Origin of the sequence: Yersinia sp. 22-579 (genome assembly GCF_030433455.1) — a bacterium.
Lineage (GTDB): Bacteria > Pseudomonadota > Gammaproteobacteria > Enterobacterales > Enterobacteriaceae > Yersinia > Yersinia enterocolitica.
Genome location: NZ_JAUJTZ010000001.1, coordinates 1 through 18,577, shown reverse-complemented (window position 1 = coordinate 18,577; position 18,577 = coordinate 1). Strand labels below are relative to the sequence as shown.

Sequence of the window (18,577 nt, the reverse complement as noted above, 5' to 3'; positions counted from 1 at the left end):
ATTACAAAGTCAGGCCATTACGAAAGTCAGAGGTCATATCAAAGGACTACAAATTTTGATGCTTGAAAGGCGTATCCCAACCATCTTCATCAATTAACTGCCAGCTCACCTTGCCGGTAGCGCCTTCTGGCAAGCGGTACTGGCGCTGCCCTTTAGGCGGAACCATCAAGCGAAGCTGGGCTTTATCCATTTCGCTCGCCCCGACGTGAAGCCGGGAAAAAGTCAGCCAGTAAGGTGTCGGATTTTCTGCAATCAGCACATTGCCTTCGCGGCGAAAACTCAGTTGTGACGCCACATCGGCCACCGCGCGTTTAGCCAGCCCTTCAGGCCGATAGAAGACTTTCATATTGCTCACCACGGTGAGTGCCATCTGCCCGGCTTGCGCATCTTTGTTAGTCTCTTGCTGTGCAGGGATGGCTTTCATCGAGATAAAAAATACTGATTCGCGATCGGTCGGTAGCGGCTCACCGTTACGCCGGATACGCAATGTCAGCTCACTGTTCGCTTCCAGCCGTGCCAGTGGTGGTGTGACGATAAAGGGCATCGCCCCCTGATCTGTATTCGTCATATTCACATCACCGGTAACCGGATCGACGGGTTGTATCCAGGACTGCATTAAGTACGGCGCGGCACTTTTGTTATAGGCCGTCAGGCTGACGCCTTTTTTCTCGGTCTCAGGATAGATAACCCGCAACACGTAAAACGAAATCCCCGGCTTATTGGGGGCCGTCTGGGCTGCCGCAAAGCCAGAAAAAAGAGTGAATAAACACAGCCCAAAAGCAATGAGGTGTTTGGGAAAGACAAAACTCATGATGTTTCCTTGATTGACGACACCGCCTGCTGACACTCAGTCGATAGCCCACCGAAATCATTGATGGTTTGCCATTTAGCTTGTGTCACGGGCGCGGAGACTGAATAAGTCGCAGTGCTCATCGGGGCCACCATTGAGGGTTGGTTATCCAAATCAATAGTGGTGTGATTCAGCACCAGTTGCCCCAGCGTCTGGTAGTAAGGTGTTGGATTGTTCACGCGCACGCCTTGAGCTGTCGCGTTGAACTCCAGGCCACAAGCGGCGGCATCTTGAGAAACAGCCAGACCCGTTGGGCGATAAAACAGCTTAATCATAAAGCGCAGCCCCATAGAGACCTGGTTGCTGGCGCTGTTCTGTTCTGTTTGTGCCGGAATACCCACTACCGAGAGGTAAAACAGCGACTCGCGATCAGTGGGCAGGCCCGCGGTATCCTGCGGCAAAATACGCAGTAACTGGCGGTTATCAGCGCGCAATGGGAAAAGCGGCGGCGTGATAACAAAAGGAGCGGATGCCGTGTCATCAAGATTACGTTGCACCCGACTCTGAATAAGATAGGTTTGGTTATCACTGTTTTTGACGGTCAGCGTCTGGGCTTTGTCCGTCGCCAAAAACACCATGCGCGTCTGGCTCAGGCTGATACCGCCCACATTGGCTGCAATGGTATTTTCAGTTGCCAGCAGCAGTAGCAAAAATACGCTGATTCTGGCTGGCAAGGAGGCGCGAACCGGTAGCATAGTGACCTCAGCGATAAACAAGATTAAAGAGCACCCGGGCGTTCAATTCACCAGGTTGTAAATTGCTGCACTCTGCACCGTTGCCGCAGGTCACACCGGCATAAAACGTGATGCTCTGGTTAACTGGATTTACCCCTGTGGCTGCCAGTGGGATATCGTCACCATTCTTGACTTCGAGTTGATTGTAATTAGGGGTTGTCTCAGTTTTTACCAACATCACGCCCATACCACTGGCGACAGAATCACTGCTACGAAACAGCCACTTACCGCTCTGAACCATCCCTTCACCACTGACATTCACCGCTGGCGTAAAACTGGGATGAGTGCCGCTACAGGCTTGCACATTCAGAGTGAAAGGCTCGGCTCTCACCAACGCATTAGCGGTAAGTTGAGCTTGAGCAATCGGGCCCAGTGACAGGACGCTTTTATTCAGGCTCAAGGTGCAAGTCCCCGGATTCAGTACCGCCGAGAAATTGAGCGTCACCGCCGATGCCGGGGCAGCCAATAGCCCTTGCAGCCCGAGGGCGATGGCCAATAAAGAGAGGTTACGGCAGAGTCTGATTGAAGACATTAATGCCCCCTTCGTCATTGATCGTCTGCCACTGAACCTTGCCGGTGGTGACTGAACTTGGGTAGGTATGATGACTAAATGGCGCAATCATCAATGCCGCAGGGCTATCCAGTTTGGCGGCCTGATCACCTATTTTAAGGCTGGCGAAACTGACAAAATACGGTGAATTGTTGCTCACTTTAATACCGTCTTTCACCCGGGAGAATTGCAAATCCCGCTGTGCCGCGGCGGATGACGATGGCAATCCTGACGGGCGGTAAAACAACTTGATAATATTGCCGACGCCAAATTGTACTGTTCCACTGACGCCTGCACGTTGATTACCCGACTCGGGCATGGTGCTGGCAGGAATTGCGCTGGCATGAAAAAAGAATACTGACTCGTGGTTATTTGGCGCATTTACGTTTTGAGCCACGATACGAATTTGGTTAGTGCTGCCCGCTTCCAGACGAAATAGCGGTGGTGTAACCGAAAACGGTGCCGGTTCATATTTATGCTGCATACGGCTTATGCCGGTTTGCACCAGATAAGGTGTTGCAGCCAGGGTATTACGAACCGTCACACTAATACTGGGGGCACCCTGAGGATAAATCAGCCGGGTGGCGTTGATACCAAATCCTTCCGCCTGTGCCGCGAAAGACGAGGCAAATAAGGACAGCATCAAGGAAAAAAGCGGGAAGAAACGGGGCATTCTACGGCTCCTGTGGGCTAAAAAAAGCGGGCAATAATGCCCGCTTGCGAACAGAGATAAATCAGTTGTAGGCGAAGCTGAACAAGATAGGAGCGCTAACAGCGCCAATATCTGCTGCTGTTGCAGAAGTTGAAGCCAGACCCGCTTGTAAGCTCAGAGTCTTGGTATTGAAATCGCCTGCCGCAGGTGTAGAACCAGCGGTTGCAACGATCAGTTTGTCATTGTTGCTGATAAAGGCAGTTGGAGTAGCGACCTTGCTCAGCATGATGCCGGTGTTGGTGCCGGTGGTGTTAAACATGTTCGGGTTACCACCCAGTGTCTGACCGGTTACGACCAGGCCGGCAGTATCACCAGCAACCAATGGATCCTGACAGTTGTTCAGGCCAACAGTGAAAGGCTTAACGCTGGCGGCAATTGGTGTGGCGACAGAAGTAAACTCGCTGCGTGTGTAGTTACCCAGGTCCAGATTATTGGTAGACAGGCTGACGTCACAGGTGGCAGCAACCACGTTGGCAGTGATAGTCATCTGGGCGTTAGAAGCCGCCTGAGCACCACCAGTAGCAGCCAGTAACAACAATGCAGCCGGAGCCAGAGTTAATAAATTCTTACGCATGATATTTCCTTATTTAATTGGTGTATCCGATTACTCGGAATTAGGTGTTATAAAAGTCATAGGCAAATAAAACCATAAATTGGCTTATTACCAATGTGTCAGCATGCAACACTTACTTATTCCTCAGACATAGTTAATGCATGAATGAGGACTTCTTCTTTTCTTGATAATATTTTATGAGTTAATACGTCTGAGCTCTTTGATTACTCAAAGAGTCATCAATATAAATATAATCAAAATAAACGATGAGTTATGCTCCAACTCAACTTACTGATGGCAAAGAATAATAGTTTTAATATTAAGGTTGTATAGATGTAGAAAAACTATATTTATCCGTACTCCTTAAGAACGCAATGTCATGTAGTCATAAAAGTCATGCAGCCATAAAAACTATTGAAATGACTATACTCGATTTTTTTATCTGGTAAATACAGCGTGAGCGGGCGATTGGACTAACAAATCAAAAACATACCACACTTTACTCTGGGAATGTGATGATATCGGACAATTTTAGTCTGACTATTTATTTATTGCAGGATTTTAAATTCAATTAACAAGTTAATCCCAGATAAAAAGACTTAATAAAAAAAATTTAAAAATCCTTAAAATCATACATTAATGTAGGAACAATCTAACAATTAACTATTATTTTAAATAAAATGTAACTGTAAAGTTATATAACAAATATATTTCACCTATCGCTATGATTTGTATTTATTAATTTAAATACAGTCAATTAATATACATATATGTAAAGTTAGGTAAAACGAATATATAACATAAGTTATTGTTTTAATTGACATTAAAATAATAAGACAACAATAAATAAAACGTAGCATTCTCTATCACCGTTTTAGTCTTTCATTCAATGCAGCTATCGCACGCTCCCTAAGTCAGCACGCGATTGCCTTTCCCACACTCAGTTCGACGTCGGTTCTTACGGCGATAAACATAATACTGACAACCCTACTGCGGCATGACACTCCGGGGAATGCCAACCGAATAATGTAGAATACGGTTCATTGCAATGTAAGAAATTCATGATTTAAATCACTTTATTAGGATTATTATTAAACAAATAGACTACCGCTTCTCCATCACAAACGATGAACCGTAATTAGAATCTCATTTAACGAGATATTAATCATAATCAATTCCAGTTTGTACGATATTTCCTACGGGTTTTATAGGTTAATTCTTGGGTATTTTTTATATTATAAAAACGCATTGAAAATGACTTTTTCACGGGCATAATGCGCTGCATTATTTTATTCAGCCGTTTATCTGCCCCAACAGGGCAAATAAGGATATTCCCTGTGCTGCGTTCCCACTATTTAACATTAATAGCTGGCATATTGTTGCCTGCGGTAGCTATTCCATTTGCAAGTAATAGCGCGGAATTAGCCCCCGCGCAGCAAAGTATTCATCAGCAGGAACGGCAACGGGCACTGGAAGAGCGTCTGGCACCAACCACACCAGATGTGCGCTTATCTGCGCCGTCAGCATCCGTTGGTCGCATCACTTTCCCGGCAGAGAAACCCTGTTTTGTCATTGAACGCGTCACGGTTAGTGGAACTGAACCATTGCCCCGCTGGTTGCCATTGCAACGACTCGCCGATCAAGCGCAAAACCAGTGTTTGGGGGCCAAGGGGATTAACCTGCTGATGAGCCAATTACAAAATCGGCTAATTGATCATGGTTATGTCACTACCCGTGTTCTGGCTCCGCAGCAGGATTTGAACAGCGGTACTCTGGCACTACAAGTGGTACCCGGCAAGATACGTCAGGTGACGCTGACTCCAAACAGTGACCACCATGTCACACTATTTAGTGCTTTCCCCGCACGCCCCGGTAACTTGTTGGATTTACGTGATATCGAACAAGGACTGGAAAACCTACAGCGCGTCCCCACCGTGCAAGCCAGTATGGAATTGATCCCCGGCTCCGCACCCGGTGAGACCGACATCGCCCTGAACTGGCAGCAGAGCAAAATGTGGCGGCTGGCAGCCTCATTGGATGACTCCGGCACCCGCAGCACCGGCCGCTATCAAGGTGGCGCGACACTGTTTCTGGATAACCCTTTATCCCTGAGTGACCTGTTTTATGTCTCGGCTGGCGGTTCAATAAAAAATCGCGGCGATAAAGGTACCAATAACCTAACCGGCCATTACTCGCTGCCTTTCGGTTACTGGACCGCAGGTATTACCGCCAGTAGCTATGACTATCATCAGACGGTGGCAGGGCTGAATGGCGACTACAGCTATCGGGGAGAAAGTGAGAATGTGACACTGCAACTCAGCCGTCTGCTGCACCGCAACGCCAACCAGAAAACCACTTTTACCTACGATGTGCTGACCCGCTCGTCAAAAAACTACATCAATGATACCGAAGTGGAAGTACAGCGCCGTCGCACCTCCGCCTGGCGTATTGGGCTGGAACATCGCCACTTTATTTCGCAAGCCACACTGGATGCCGCTATCAGCTATCAGCGCGGCACCCGTTGGTTTGGTGCGATGCCCGCGCAGGAAGAGTATGTCGGGGAAGGTACCGCCCTGAGTAAAATTCTGCGCTTGAATGCGCAACTGGATATTCCTTTTGCCGTCTTGACGCAAAAGTTTCACTACAACCTGCAATACCAGCGTCAAAGCACTAACACGCCGCTGACGCCACAGGATCAGTTCTCTATCGGTGGCCGCTGGTCAGTGCGTGGTTTTGATGGCGAGCGCACGCTGAATGCTGACCGGGGCTGGACAGTGCGCAATGATCTCGGCTGGTACACCCCGCTGCCTGGGCATGAGCTGTATGTCGGTGTTGACTATGGCGAGGTCGGGGGACCCAGCGCCGCTTATCTACTGGGCCAGCATTTGGCGGGCGGTGCCATTGGTGTGCGCGGCAATATTCTGAATACCCGCTACGACCTGTTTGCGGGCAAACCACTCTCTAAACCCGACGGATTCAAAACCGACTCGGTGACTCTGGGCTTTAACCTGAACTGGCAATACTGATGCGTCCGATTAACGCTTTACTCTGGGATGAGTTATGAATAAGAACCTGTACCGTATCGTTTTCAACAAAGCGCGTGGCATGTTGATGGTGGTGGCTGATATCGCCGCCTCTGGTCGGGCCACATCATCGCCGTCATCAGGTATTGGGCATACGCAAAACCGCCGTATCAGTGCGCTATCATCGCTGCGTTTTAGCCTGTTACTGGCCTTAAGTTGCGTCTCATTATCCGCTCAGGCCAATATTGTTGCCGATGCCAGTGCACCGGGGAATCAGCAGCCAACCATTATCAGCAGCGCTAACGGCACGCCACAGGTGAATATCCAGGCGCCCAGCAGTGGTGGCGTTTCACGTAACGTTTACAGCCAATTTGATGTCGATAATCGTGGCGTGATCCTCAATAACGGACAGGGTGTCAATCAGACGCAACTCGGCGGTTTTATCAGCGGTAACCCGTCGCTGGCACGCGGTGAAGCCAGTATTATCCTCAATGAAATCAACAGCCGTGACCCCAGCAGACTCAACGGTTATATCGAGGTGGCCGGGCGCAAAGCGCAGGTGGTTATCGCCAACCCGTCGGGCATTACCTGCGAAGGCTGCGGTTTTATTAATGCCAACCGCGCGACCTTAACGACCGGTCAGGCGCAGCTCAATAACGGCCAACTTACTGGCTACGATGTGGATCGGGGTGAGATTGTTATTCAGGGTAAAGGCCTGGATAGCAGCCGCCAGGATCATACTGATCTGATCGCCCGTTCCGTTAAAGTCAATGCTGGTCTCTGGGCCAATGACCTAAAAGTCACCACCGGGCGCAATCAGATTGATGCCGCACATCAAAATATAAATGCCAAAGCCGCCGATGGCAGCCCGCACCCGACAGTGGCGGTGGATGTTGCCAATTTGGGCGGCATGTATGCGGGTAAAATTCGCCTGATTGGGACTGAAAGCGGTGTCGGTGTGCGTAACGCGGGCGAGATAGGCGCTTCAGCGGGCGATATTACTATCACGGCTGATGGCATGCTGATCAACAGCGGCCAGATCAATAGTGCGACACAGCTGGCGGTGAAGACTTCCGCCGATATTGATAACTCAGGGGTGCTCTACGCCAGTGGTGATACCCAACTCACTACGGCGGGTAAGCTCAGTAACAGTGGCACCATTGCCGCCGCGGGGGATACCGTTCTGCGCGCGGCTGAGGTAAACAGTAACCGCGATTCTCTCTTAGGTGCGGGTGTCAAATCCGACAACAGCAGTGTTACCAGCGGCACTCTTAGCATTGAAGCCAACGGGCAGCTAATCGCTCAAGGGAAAAATGTCAGTGGTACGGCGCAGAATCTCAACGCGCACAGTATCGATCTGAGTGGCAGTCAAACACAGAGCCGTGATATCTCTTTGACCTCACAAGGTGGGCCAATTGATCTCAGCGGAGCCAGATTATCCGCCAGCCAGAATCTTTCTGCCTCAACCGCCTCACAACTACGTACCGACAATGCCAATCTGGTTGCCGGGCAAGTGACACTCGACGCGCAAGCACTCTCCAATGTCGGGGGGGTGATAGCTCAAACGGGAACCACAGATTTCAATCTGAATCTGCCGGGTAACATTGATAACCGTGATGGCAAAATCCTCTCTGGTGGCAAACTCTCGTTGCAAGCCGAAACGCTGAACAGCAATGGCAACAGTTTGCTCGGCGCCGGAGTGCAGAGCGATGGCAAGCTGGCTCAGAGTGGTGAACTGAATATCGCCACGCGTCAGGCATTGATTGCCCAAGGGCAAAATGTGGCTGCGGGTGCCATGACGTTATCTGGCAGCCGTGTTGACCTCACCGGTAGCCAAACTCAGGCTGGCAATATCACTATCACGGCCCGCGACGGCGATATTTCTACGCAAGACGCGACAGTGCTCACTCCCGGAACCCTTGCGATCACCGCCGCAGCAAACTCGAAACAAACCCTGAATAACAGTGGCGGTAAATTGCATGCCGATAATATCCAGCTCAATCTCGCCAAACTTGATAGCAGCAAAGGGGAAATTGCAGCAGCGACCGATATGTGGATACGCCTGCAAAGTGATTTCACTCATCAGGCTGGCGCACGGCTCACGGCGGGGCGTGATCTGGCCTTTACCACCAGCGGCGCACTGACTAATCAGTACAAACTGGAAGCCGGACGAGATATGCAACTGACGGCGCTCAGTATCAGCAACACCAATACTGATAACAGCAGCGCCCTACTGGCCGGTCGGGATTTGTCATTGAACACTAATAGCCTGTTTAACAGCGGGACTCTGTATGCCGCCGGTGTTGGGCAATTTACGATTAACGGAAACGCCGAAAATCGGGGTGAGATCTACACCGAACAACAATTGACGTTAGCCTCTGCGGGCAATCTGGCTAACAGCGGTGTGATACAAACCCGCGGGGATATGCAGATATCCACAGAGGGCTATCTCAACAATAGCGGCACCCTGTATAGCGCGGGTGACCAAATGGCGCTATCCACCGGCGGAGACCTAACCAATAAGGGCAGCCTGTATGCCGCCAGGGGCAATTTGCACCTATTGACCAAAGCTAATTTGGATAACAGTGGTAGCCTCTATGGCGCGGGGAACAGCGAGTTAACCGTGCATGGCAATGCGGCTAACTCCGGCTCCGTTTATACCCAAGGCGCACTACAGTGGCAGTCTGACGGGAGTGTCGCTAACAGTGGTTCCATTGCCGCACTTGGCAACCTCCAACTGAAAGCCAACGACTTACTCAGTAGCAATCCCTCCATGATAGCAGCGGGTTTGACAGCAAATGGTAGCCGAGCCAACAACAGTGATTTGACTATCACCACAGAGCACACCTTGATTGCTCAAGGGCAGAATATCGCTACGGGTACATTAGCGCTGTCAGGTAGCCAACTTGATTTAACCGCTAGCCAGACTCAGGCTAATGCCATCACTCTCGCGGCCAAATCGGGCGATATCACCTTAACTGAAGCCGTGGTTAAAGCCGCGACGCAGTTGTCGGCAGGGACAACCACCCTACTACGTACTGATAAAGCCAGCCTGATTGCTGATCAGATAACTCTCACCGCGCAATCACTCTCTAACTTCGGCGGTGTCATCGCACAAACCGGCATCACGGATTTCAATCTCAATCTGGCTGGTTATCTGGATAACCGCGCAGGCACCCTGCTCTCTAAAGGCAACGTGGCGGTGCAGGCACAGCGCCTTGATAGCAACAGCACCAGCCTGTTGGGGGCTGGGATACAGAGTGATGGCCGCCTGACTGATGCGGGTAACCTGGCGGTAACCACTCATCAGGATTTGATCGCACAAGGTCAAACCCTCGCGGTCGGGGCCATGACGTTAACCGGTAGTCGGGTGAGTCTTGCCGACAGCCACACGCAAGCCCGCGAGATGAATATTATTGCCAACAGTGGTGATGTCAGCACACAGCGCGCCAACATCATCTCTCTTGGCTCGCTGACAATTACTGCGGGCGCAAATGCAGCCCAAAAACTCAATAACCAAGGCGGCGCACTGGCGGCGAATAATATCTCGTTGAATCTTGGTCAGTTTGATGGCAGCGCAGGTAAAGTCAGTGCCAGTCAGGATCTGACTATTGGTTTACTGAGTGATTTCAACAATCTGGCAGGTTCCACCCTCCAGGCTGGACGAGACTTAACCTTTACCACTCAGGGTACCTTAACCAATAGTGGGCAGTTGTTGGCAGGCCGAAAACTCAGTACCGACTCCACCACCTTGTTCAACAGTGGCAGCATTATTGGGGCTGAAGCCACACTCAAAGCGCGAGATCGCATCACTAACTCCGGCCCTAAAGCCCTTATCGGCGCAACAGATGAAAATGGCACATTAACCTTGCTGGCACCGGTGCTTGAGAACAGTGATACCGTCACCAACACAGACAGCGCCCCGACCACCACCATTTTAGGTATGGGCAAGGTCATTCTGGCGGGTGGGCAAGATAATGGCGGGAATTATCAGACGGCGGCTCAAATTCTCAATATTTCTGGTCTGATTGAATCAGGCAAAGATCTGCTGGTTTACGCCAGCAAGCTGACTAATAGCCGTCATATCTTAACCGCCAATAGCAATTTCGTGGCGGCAGGTACAGTGAGTGGGACGGGCTACTGGACGGCGGAAAACCCCGACATCCCAGGCGGGCGCTATGCTGAGCCACCTCATGGCGGCTCCATGAACAGCGATTATATTGGCACAAACTATACCTCGACTACCGCCAAAAACAGCATCGATAAGATAAGCCCTGAAGCTCAGTTATTAGCGGGTGGTAACTTAATGCCGCATGTCAGTACGCTGGAAAACTTCTGGAGTAAAGTGAGTGCGCAAGGTGAGATGAACCTCTCGGGTGTTACGCTGAACCAAGATGGTTGGGGAAATGCACAGCGGCTAATCGAAAGAACCACCTCCAGCGGTGAGTGGCGCTACCGCACCTATAAAGGCAATTTGTGGGGTACCGGTTGGGGGCCAGAGGTCAAAGAACATACGACTAACCAATACGCCTCCAGTCTTACCGCGAAAACCATTAGTGGCAGTGGGACGACGATTAACAATGGGGCAAACTCCGGTGCAATCTCTCCACCAAACAATCGTGACAATATCGGCAAAGACATTGCTGTTGAATTTAACGGTATTTCGCTGACACTTCCCAGCGGTGGGCTGTATCAACTCAGTACAGACAAAGGTCACTACGCGCCAAACCCGGAAGGTGATCTCTCGCTTGGCAGTATCAATAACCCGTCCGCCAACCTGGATCGCACCGGCCTCACCGCTCCTGATCGCGCGGTAAGTGGCGGCTACCTGATAGAAACCAACCCTGCGTTTGCCAATCTGAATAACTGGAAAGGGTCGGATTATTATCTCCAGCAGTTAAATAACGATCCTTCTTTCATCCATAAACGTCTGGGGGATAACGCCTATGAGCAGCGTCTGGTGCGCGATCAGGTGCTGGCATTAACCGGTCAAACGGTTGCCAGTGATTACCGTAGTGCACAAGAGCAGTTCGAACAGCTATTTGCCGCCGGAATTGAATACAGTAAGGCATTTAATATTGCTCTTGGTAGCCACCTCAGTGCCGAGCAGATGGCGGCATTAACCAGTAATATCGTGCTGATGGAAACCCGTGAAATCGCTGGCGAAACCGTATTGGTGCCAGTGGTCTATCTGGCGGGGGTGAAGCCGGGTGATCTACAGGCCAACGGTGCGTTGATTGCGGCCAATAATATCGAACTCACCGATGTTCAGGGTTTAAGTAATCAGGGGGCCATCAAAGCCACCAATGATCTGCGCATTAGCATGGCAAAAGATATCACCCTGACCAGCAATGGCGGCCTGCTTCAGGCGGGCAATAAACTGCAACTCAGTACGTTGAACAGTGATATCGACCTGACCGGTGCGCGGCTAAACACGACTAACCTGCAACTGGATAGCGGGCGCGATTTAATCCTGCGCACCGACACTGAACAACTTAGTAGCAGCAATGGCTCAGTGCTGCGCAATCAAACCCTGCTGGGGCCGCTGGCAAGTATCAATGTCAGTAACAACGCAGTGATTAATACCGAACGCGACTTTATCCTGCAAGGCGCGAGCATGAGTGTCGGTAAAGATCTTCAGGTCAATACCGGCGGCGACTGGCTCCTCAATACCGTCGAGCGTAGTGACCAGATAAGTGCGGATTATGGTTATGGACACGCCACCAGCGAACACATTCGCCATCTGGGTAGCGAGGTGAATGTCGGTGGTGCGTTGACCGCTAAGGTCGACAATCTGACCGCCGTGGGGGCAAACATCAATGCCGACACCATTGATGTGCAGGCGCAAAATATCAACCTCAGTGCAGCGACCGACAGCCTACAGGTCACCGGTAAAGCCTCCACCAAACGCCATAGTGACTCAGTCGATCTCTATGATGAAACCCTGCTCGGCAGCCAGTTGAATGCCAAGAGCGATATCAATTTACAGGCAGCAAAAGACATTACCCTCGGTGCCAGCGCGGTGCAAACCGATGGCGCGTTGAAGCTAGCGGCGGGTGGCGATGTCACCGTCACCACCCAGACCGAACAGCATGATGAGCAGCGCATTCATACCGGTAAGAAAAAAGGTCTGGCATCGACCACCACTACCCACACCGAAGATAACCGGAGCCAGACACTAGCGGTCGGCTCAATGCTTTCGGCGGGTTCCATCGATGTCAGCGGTAAAAATATCGCCGTCACCGGCAGCAACCTGGTGGCCGATAACGATGTTAACCTGCGGGCGAAAGAAGATATCACCGTCAGCACCGCGCAGCAGAGCGAGAGCGAGTCTCACCTGTATGAGCAGAAAAAATCGGGCCTGATGAGCACCGGCGGGATTGGTGTCACGATTGGGAGTAATAGTCAGAAAACCACCGACACCGGCAAATCCATCTCCAACGTGGGCAGCACGGTGGGCAGTGTGCTGGGCAATGTCAGTATGACCGCCGGTGAAGACCTGACGGTGAAAGGCTCTGACGTGTTATCCGGTAAAGACATCAATCTGACCGGTAAGAACGTCAATATTGTGGCAGCAGAAAATCAAAGTACCCAGACCCATATCGTCGAACAAAAACAGAGTGGTCTGACATTGGCACTGTCCGGCACAGTAGGCAGTGCCGTTAACACAGCGGTGACCACCGCCAAAGCCGCCAGTGAGGAAAGCAACGGTCGCCTGGCGGCATTGCAAGGCGTCAAAGCGGCATTGAGTGGTGTTCAGGCGGTACAAGGTGGGCAGATGGCAGAATTGAATGCCAGTGACCAAAATGCTATTGGCATTAGCCTGTCTTATGGCAGCCAGTCATCAAAATCAGAACAAACCGTCAATCAAACTACCCATCAGGGCAGCACACTGACCGCCGGTAATAACCTGAATATCACCGCCACTGGGAGCGGCGTGAAAGGGGCGGATGGCGATATCGTGGTGCACGGCAGCCAGTTACAGGCGGGTAAAGACGCCAGCCTGACCGCCAGTCGCGATGTGATTTTGCAATCCACCCAAGAGACCCAAACGCTGGATGGCAGTAATAAAAGCAGTGGCGGTTCATTGGGGATAGGAATAGGTGCCGGTCAGGGCGGCTGGGGCATTAATATATCCGCCAGTCTGAACAAGGGCAAAGGCAGCGAAAGCGGCAACGGCTTGACTCATACTGAAACGACGGTCAATGCCGGTAACCAACTCAACATCACCAGTGGCCGCGATACGGTATTGCAAGGTGCACAGGTCAGCGGTGAAACCGTCAAGGCCGATGTGGGCCGTGACCTGCTGCTGCAAAGTCAGCAAGACAGTGACCGTTATGATTCTAAGCAACAAGACGCCAGTGTCGGTGGCAGCTTCAATTTCGGTTCCATGACCGGCAGTGCCAGCATCAATGCCAGCCGCGACAAAATGCACAGCAACTTTGACTCGGTGCAGGAACAGACCGGCATCTTCGCAGGCAAAGGTGGTTTTGATATCACCGTCGGCGAACATACCCAGCTTGATGGGGCGGTGATTGCATCTACCGCAACAGCCGATAAAAACACACTGGATACTGGCACACTGGGCTTCAGTAACATCGGGAATAAAGCCGATTTCAAAGTTGAACATCAGAGTGTAGGTATCAGTACCGGCGGTAATATCGGCGGTCAGTTTGTCGGCAACATGGCCAACGGCTTACTGGTTGGAGCCAACAATGAAGGCCACGCCGACAGCACCACTCATGCGGCGGTCTCGGATGGCACTATCACGGTTCGCGATACCGATAAACAACAGCAAAATGTCGCTGACCTGAGCCGTGACGTCGAACACGCCAACAACGCCCTCTCCCCTATCTTCGATAAAGAGAAAGAACAGAACCGCCTGCGCGAAGCACAACTGATTGGCGAGATTGGCAGTCAGGTTAGTGACGTTATTCGCACACAGGGTGATATCAACGGCCTGAAGGCAGCAAAAGAAAAACTCGGCCCATTGAAGGAAAATGCCACCGAGAAAGACCGTGCCGAGTATATGGAAAAACTGCGCAACTCGGATGTCTACAAAGACGAAATGAAGAAAAACGGCACCGGCAGCGCCCTGCAACAAGGCGTTCAGGCCGCAACCGCCGCCATACAGGGCCTGGCCGGTGGCGATATGGCAAAAGCCCTGGCGGGTGCCAGTGCGCCGTATCTGGCGGAAGTGATTCACAATATGACCACCGATACCAACGGCAAAGTCAACGTCGAAGCCAACCTGATGGCACATGCAGTACTGGGTGCCGTGATGGCTCAGGTGAACGGCAACAGTGCACTGGCGGGTGCATCGGGGGCGGTGATGGGTGAGTATATCGCCCAGCAGATGTACCCTGGCATCAACCGTGAAGACCTAACCGAAGAGCAGCGACAAACCATCAGTGCACTGGGTACACTAGCCTCAGGGTTGGCCGGTGGTCTAGCCGGCGGCAGCACCGCTGACGCAGTTGCCGGGGCGCAAGCTGGGAAGAATGCTCTGGAGAATAACTATCTGAGCAATCAACAGCGCTCAGATAGAGATAAAGAGTTTGATGCCTGTAAAGGTCGCGAGTTCTGTCAATTGCAAGTGGGTGCCAAATGGGATGCTATCAGCATGGGCCAAGATGTTGCTTATGCTGCGGGAATGATGGTTGGTGTTCCTCAAGGGCTTTACGACTCAGTCGAAAGTTTATCGAAATCCATCAGTGATCCTGTTGCGGCTTATGATGCAATCAAGCAACTGATAGCGAGCGATGACATTTTTAGCACGATGTCGGATGCGGTTAAGCAAAGCTATATTGATCGCATCAACCTGATGGAGTCGGAGTATCAGAAAGCTGGCGCAAGTGGTGCGTACAATGCCGGTGTTGAAGCCGGTAAACTTGTGTCTGATCTGATTGGTGCTGTTGCAGGTGGCGTTGGGGTTGCAAAAGTGGGTACAGCACTCACAGAGAAAATTGCAGCGAAAGTGGTTGGCAAAATTGAATCACCAAACCTTAAAACACCATCTGGTAATCCTAACAGTTCAAGTGCTGTTACCGATGTTGAGGCTGGCGGGTATTCTTACTATGACCAATTCAAAAATGCTAATGGGGGATGGGATTGGCCTAAGAATTTGGGATTTGAAGGTGATCCTGTCAAAACTACAATCCCAGTAGGTACTCGTTTGGATAGATATGGGGAGCCTAATGGTTCTTTCCTTGCACCGAAAGGGACACCTTACGAACAACGTGCCCTTGCGCCGGGCGCTAAAGCTGAAAAATATTATGAGTATGAGGTAATAAAACCCTTACCTGCTATACGAGGAGAAATTGCTCCTGCTTTTGGTCAGCTAGGTGGAGGTGTCCAAATATTACCTAATATGCAAGAGCGAGTGAATGTTGACTGGCTGGTGAAAAATGGATATCTACGGGAGATAAAGTAATATGCTGCTCTCTTTTTCTGAGATACAAAAAAAAGTCAACGATCTAGGGAAAATTGTGGGGATTCCTGAGAGTGATTTGCACATTTTCTCATCATCGCCAGGCGATGGTAGGCCACATATTTCCTATGATGGTGGGTTGTACAATTATATATATGCAGAGAGGGGGGTAGAATTTTTTAGAAAAACAACGAGTTCAAAAGATGAGCTGTTTTATTGGATTATGTCTGACTTTATTTATAAAGTTGCCTTTCAATATGAACTGGAAAATCGTGTTGAGAACAGAGATGGGCGGCGAATTGCATTTAATAAAGCACTTGATCTTATGGGGAGGATTAGTGATGAGTGGAGATTAAAGGCTCAGCATGAAATTGATGATATCCTCACTAAAAATCCGTATACAGATACTCTTAAATTAAAGTAATAAAATCCCGGCCAACTGGCCGGGATCTTTGCTTTTAAGCCCTAAATCCCCCAACTTCCCGCCGCCACAACCGAATAATACCAGGCGCGGCGGTAACATCAACTTGTTCAGAGCTGGTGATACTGGAGCGTTAAATAGCTTCTGATGCGGGTTTAAATAAAAGTACTATCACAGCGTCTTCGGAAGTGTTGTTACAGAAAGTCGGGAGTGGTCAACAGGTTGGGAATGTTGCCATCAGAATTCCAGGTTCAAAAGAGAGAATTAATTACGGTCAAGTGATCAGGAATTATATCGACCCACAAACTGGGATCTCTACGCCGACAACCAAAGGTATTGTTCACTATGGTAAGAATAGTGTTCATATTGTTCCAGCAAGACCATGAAAAGTATAAGTAAGGAGCTATTTTTAATGATTGGTGCTGATTTATCTAACTATTTAAAGCTATCCCTACAAAGGGCGTTACTTGGTAATGTAACCCCTAATATTAGATGTGTAGCTGTTATTTTAGACGCCAAGAATATCCAGCTATCTTTTTATTATGATGGGGAATTTACTGATTGTGATGAAGAATTAGCATCAGAAGTTGAGACGGAAATCATTGCTGATTTTGATGACGACTTTATTATTAGCACTCATCTGGAACGACTTGACTATCCTAAGCCAATCAAAATCAACAATGGTTATTGTGTCTATTTAAGAAAAGAATAATGTTGTAAGATCCCGGCTTCCGAGCCGGGATCTTACTTTTAAATTTCAGCCCTGATAACCAGACACCCATTCTCAGTCTTAACACTCACCAGCTGACCGGTACTAAATCCCAACGGTTCAGTCGCATTAAGGCGTCATCAGGTAATGCTACTATGCCCAACGGTATCTTGCAGCGTATCAGAAGTAATTACCCTGCCTATTGGTGTATAACTGTAGGTTGTCCGAAATGTGTCATGAAAGAGTACAAGGTTTTGGCTGCCGTATAACATGAAGTCTCCCTTATGCCGTGTTTCAGGGCTGATCGGATTGGTGGGTAAAGCATGGGGTAAGTCAGCGAATTTCTCATTCCCGTTAAGCTCCTGCATTGTCAGAGTCGGCGGAAGTTGTTTAATAAATGCTTTCGTTGTCGGATTATCCTCAAGCTCAACCTCATAACTCTGCTGATTGATGATTATCTTAATTGTCATCAGGTTCTCTTGGTCTGGTTGGGCAGAGTCATCAGCATGCACTGAAAACATGCAATTTGCAGCCAGGCACAATGACAAAAATAACTTTTTTTTCAATCTAACTCTCCCGCAAATTTGCCGCACCTGTAAAGATGCGGCTTTTATCATTACTTCAAATTAGCTTTGAAGAATGCTATCAGCTTCTCAAAAGGAATCAGGTCAGTGCGGTCATACAGATCGACATGACCAGCTCTAGGAACGACATACAACTCCTTCGATTGACCCGCGCGTTTGTAGGCATCTTCGCTAAATTCTTTCGAATGCGCCTAGTCGCCAGTGATAAACAACATAGGGCGCGGTGAAATCGTTTCAATATCGTTGAACGGATAGAAATTCATAAATTTACCGATGCTGCTTAACAGAGGCTTGGTGGTCAGATCTTCTTTCTCTCCTTGCGGGGTATACCCGCCGCGTTCGGTACGGTAGAAGTCGAAGAACTCGCGCTGAATAGCAGGTATTGAGTCATCCAGCTTGTTTACGGTACCCGGTATATACGCTTTCACTGAGCCTTTAAATTCTGCAAATCGCTGTTCGATAGCTGATTGAATCAAGGCCTTACGCTGATCTGGCGTCTGGGAATGATTCAGACCATGGCGGAATGCAGCTCCCATGTCGTACATACTTACAGTGGCAATCGCCTTCATACGTGGATCAATTTTAGCCGCGCTGATAACAAAGCTTCCGCTGCCACAGATTCCCAGCATGCCGATATTCTCAGGATCAACATAAGGCTGCGTACTGAGGTAATCGACTGCTGCGCTGAAGTCGTCAGAATAAATTTCCGGTGAAATCAAATGACCCGGCTTGCCTTCACTTTCCCCCCAGAAGGATAGGTCAATCGCCTGTGTCACAAACCCCTGCTCCGCCAGTTTTTGCGCACAGGACTTTATCAGCAATATGGGCGGGGGCGTCCCTATCGTGGGAGGCAATAGTGGTGATGCCAGTTCCACCACTCATGCGGCTATTTCAGATGGCACTATCACGGTTCGCGATACTGATAAACAACAGCAAATGTCGCTGACCTGAGCCGCGACGTCGAACACGCCAACAACGCCCTCTCCCCTATCTTCGATAAAGAGAAAGAGC

11 protein-coding genes and 1 pseudogene are annotated in these 18,577 nt (G+C 50.0%); 5 read left to right on the top strand and 7 right to left on the bottom strand.

Annotated features, from left to right (window positions below):
* Positions 1-46 precede the first annotated feature (46 nt).
* The 5 genes from QSV56_RS00055 to QSV56_RS00035 all read right to left on the bottom strand — a co-directional run bounded on the left by QSV56_RS00055 (position 47) and on the right by QSV56_RS00035 (position 3,420).
* Positions 47-811, bottom strand: a complete 765-nt coding sequence (locus tag QSV56_RS00055) for a molecular chaperone (protein ID WP_046050539.1) — start codon at positions 809-811, stop codon at positions 47-49.
* Positions 808-1,545 carry a molecular chaperone gene (locus tag QSV56_RS00050; protein ID WP_046050538.1) on the bottom strand — a complete coding sequence of 246 codons (738 nt, stop codon included), beginning with the start codon at positions 1,543-1,545 and terminating at the stop codon, positions 808-810. The genes QSV56_RS00055 and QSV56_RS00050 overlap by 4 nt, the downstream gene beginning before the upstream one ends.
* 7 nt (positions 1,546-1,552) lie before the next feature.
* Positions 1,553-2,116 (bottom strand): fimbrial protein, encoded by a 564-nt coding sequence (locus QSV56_RS00045; protein ID WP_046050537.1) that lies wholly within the window; start codon positions 2,114-2,116, stop codon positions 1,553-1,555.
* On the bottom strand, positions 2,091-2,807 hold the full coding sequence (locus QSV56_RS00040; RefSeq protein WP_019083599.1) for a molecular chaperone: 717 nt from the start codon (positions 2,805-2,807) through the stop codon (positions 2,091-2,093). Before QSV56_RS00040 ends, QSV56_RS00045 begins: the two co-directional genes overlap by 26 nt.
* A 61-nt stretch (positions 2,808-2,868) precedes the next feature.
* A complete protein-coding gene (locus tag QSV56_RS00035) occupies positions 2,869-3,420 on the bottom strand; it encodes a fimbrial protein (RefSeq protein ID WP_046050536.1) in 552 nt (183 codons plus the stop codon).
* A 1,316-nt stretch (positions 3,421-4,736) separates the two neighbouring features.
* Here QSV56_RS00035 and QSV56_RS00030 point away from each other — a divergent pair.
* The 5 genes from QSV56_RS00030 (at position 4,737) to QSV56_RS00015 (ending at position 16,985) form a co-directional block, all read left to right on the top strand.
* Positions 4,737-6,425: a ShlB/FhaC/HecB family hemolysin secretion/activation protein gene (locus QSV56_RS00030; protein ID WP_050298373.1), complete on the top strand. Its 1,689-nt coding sequence runs from the start codon at positions 4,737-4,739 to the stop codon at positions 6,423-6,425.
* A 34-nt stretch (positions 6,426-6,459) separates the two neighbouring features.
* Positions 6,460-15,855: a hemagglutinin repeat-containing protein gene (locus tag QSV56_RS00025; RefSeq protein WP_301210028.1), complete on the top strand. Its 9,396-nt coding sequence runs from the start codon at positions 6,460-6,462 to the stop codon at positions 15,853-15,855.
* A 1-nt stretch (position 15,856) separates the two neighbouring features.
* A complete protein-coding gene (locus QSV56_RS00020; protein WP_050123202.1) occupies positions 15,857-16,276 on the top strand; it encodes an Imm63 family immunity protein in 420 nt (139 codons plus the stop codon).
* A 134-nt stretch (positions 16,277-16,410) separates the two neighbouring features.
* Positions 16,411-16,659: a polymorphic toxin type 50 domain-containing protein gene (locus tag QSV56_RS21905; protein WP_080356647.1), complete on the top strand. Its 249-nt coding sequence runs from the start codon at positions 16,411-16,413 to the stop codon at positions 16,657-16,659.
* Positions 16,660-16,685: 26 nt separating this feature from the next.
* Positions 16,686-16,985, top strand: a complete 300-nt coding sequence (locus QSV56_RS00015) for a hypothetical protein (RefSeq protein ID WP_042568629.1) — start codon at positions 16,686-16,688, stop codon at positions 16,983-16,985.
* Between the two features lie 137 nt (positions 16,986-17,122).
* On the opposite strand, the gene QSV56_RS00010 is transcribed toward QSV56_RS00015, so the two are convergent.
* Both QSV56_RS00010 and QSV56_RS00005 read right to left on the bottom strand, forming a co-directional pair.
* Complete coding sequence (locus QSV56_RS00010; RefSeq protein WP_227747464.1) at positions 17,123-17,548, bottom strand: cyclophilin-like fold protein; 426 nt, start codon at positions 17,546-17,548, stop codon at positions 17,123-17,125.
* 50 nt (positions 17,549-17,598) lie between these two features.
* Positions 17,599-18,369: pseudogene (locus tag QSV56_RS00005) on the bottom strand (alpha/beta hydrolase); the annotation flags it as partial.
* Between the last annotated feature and the right edge of the window lie 208 nt (positions 18,370-18,577).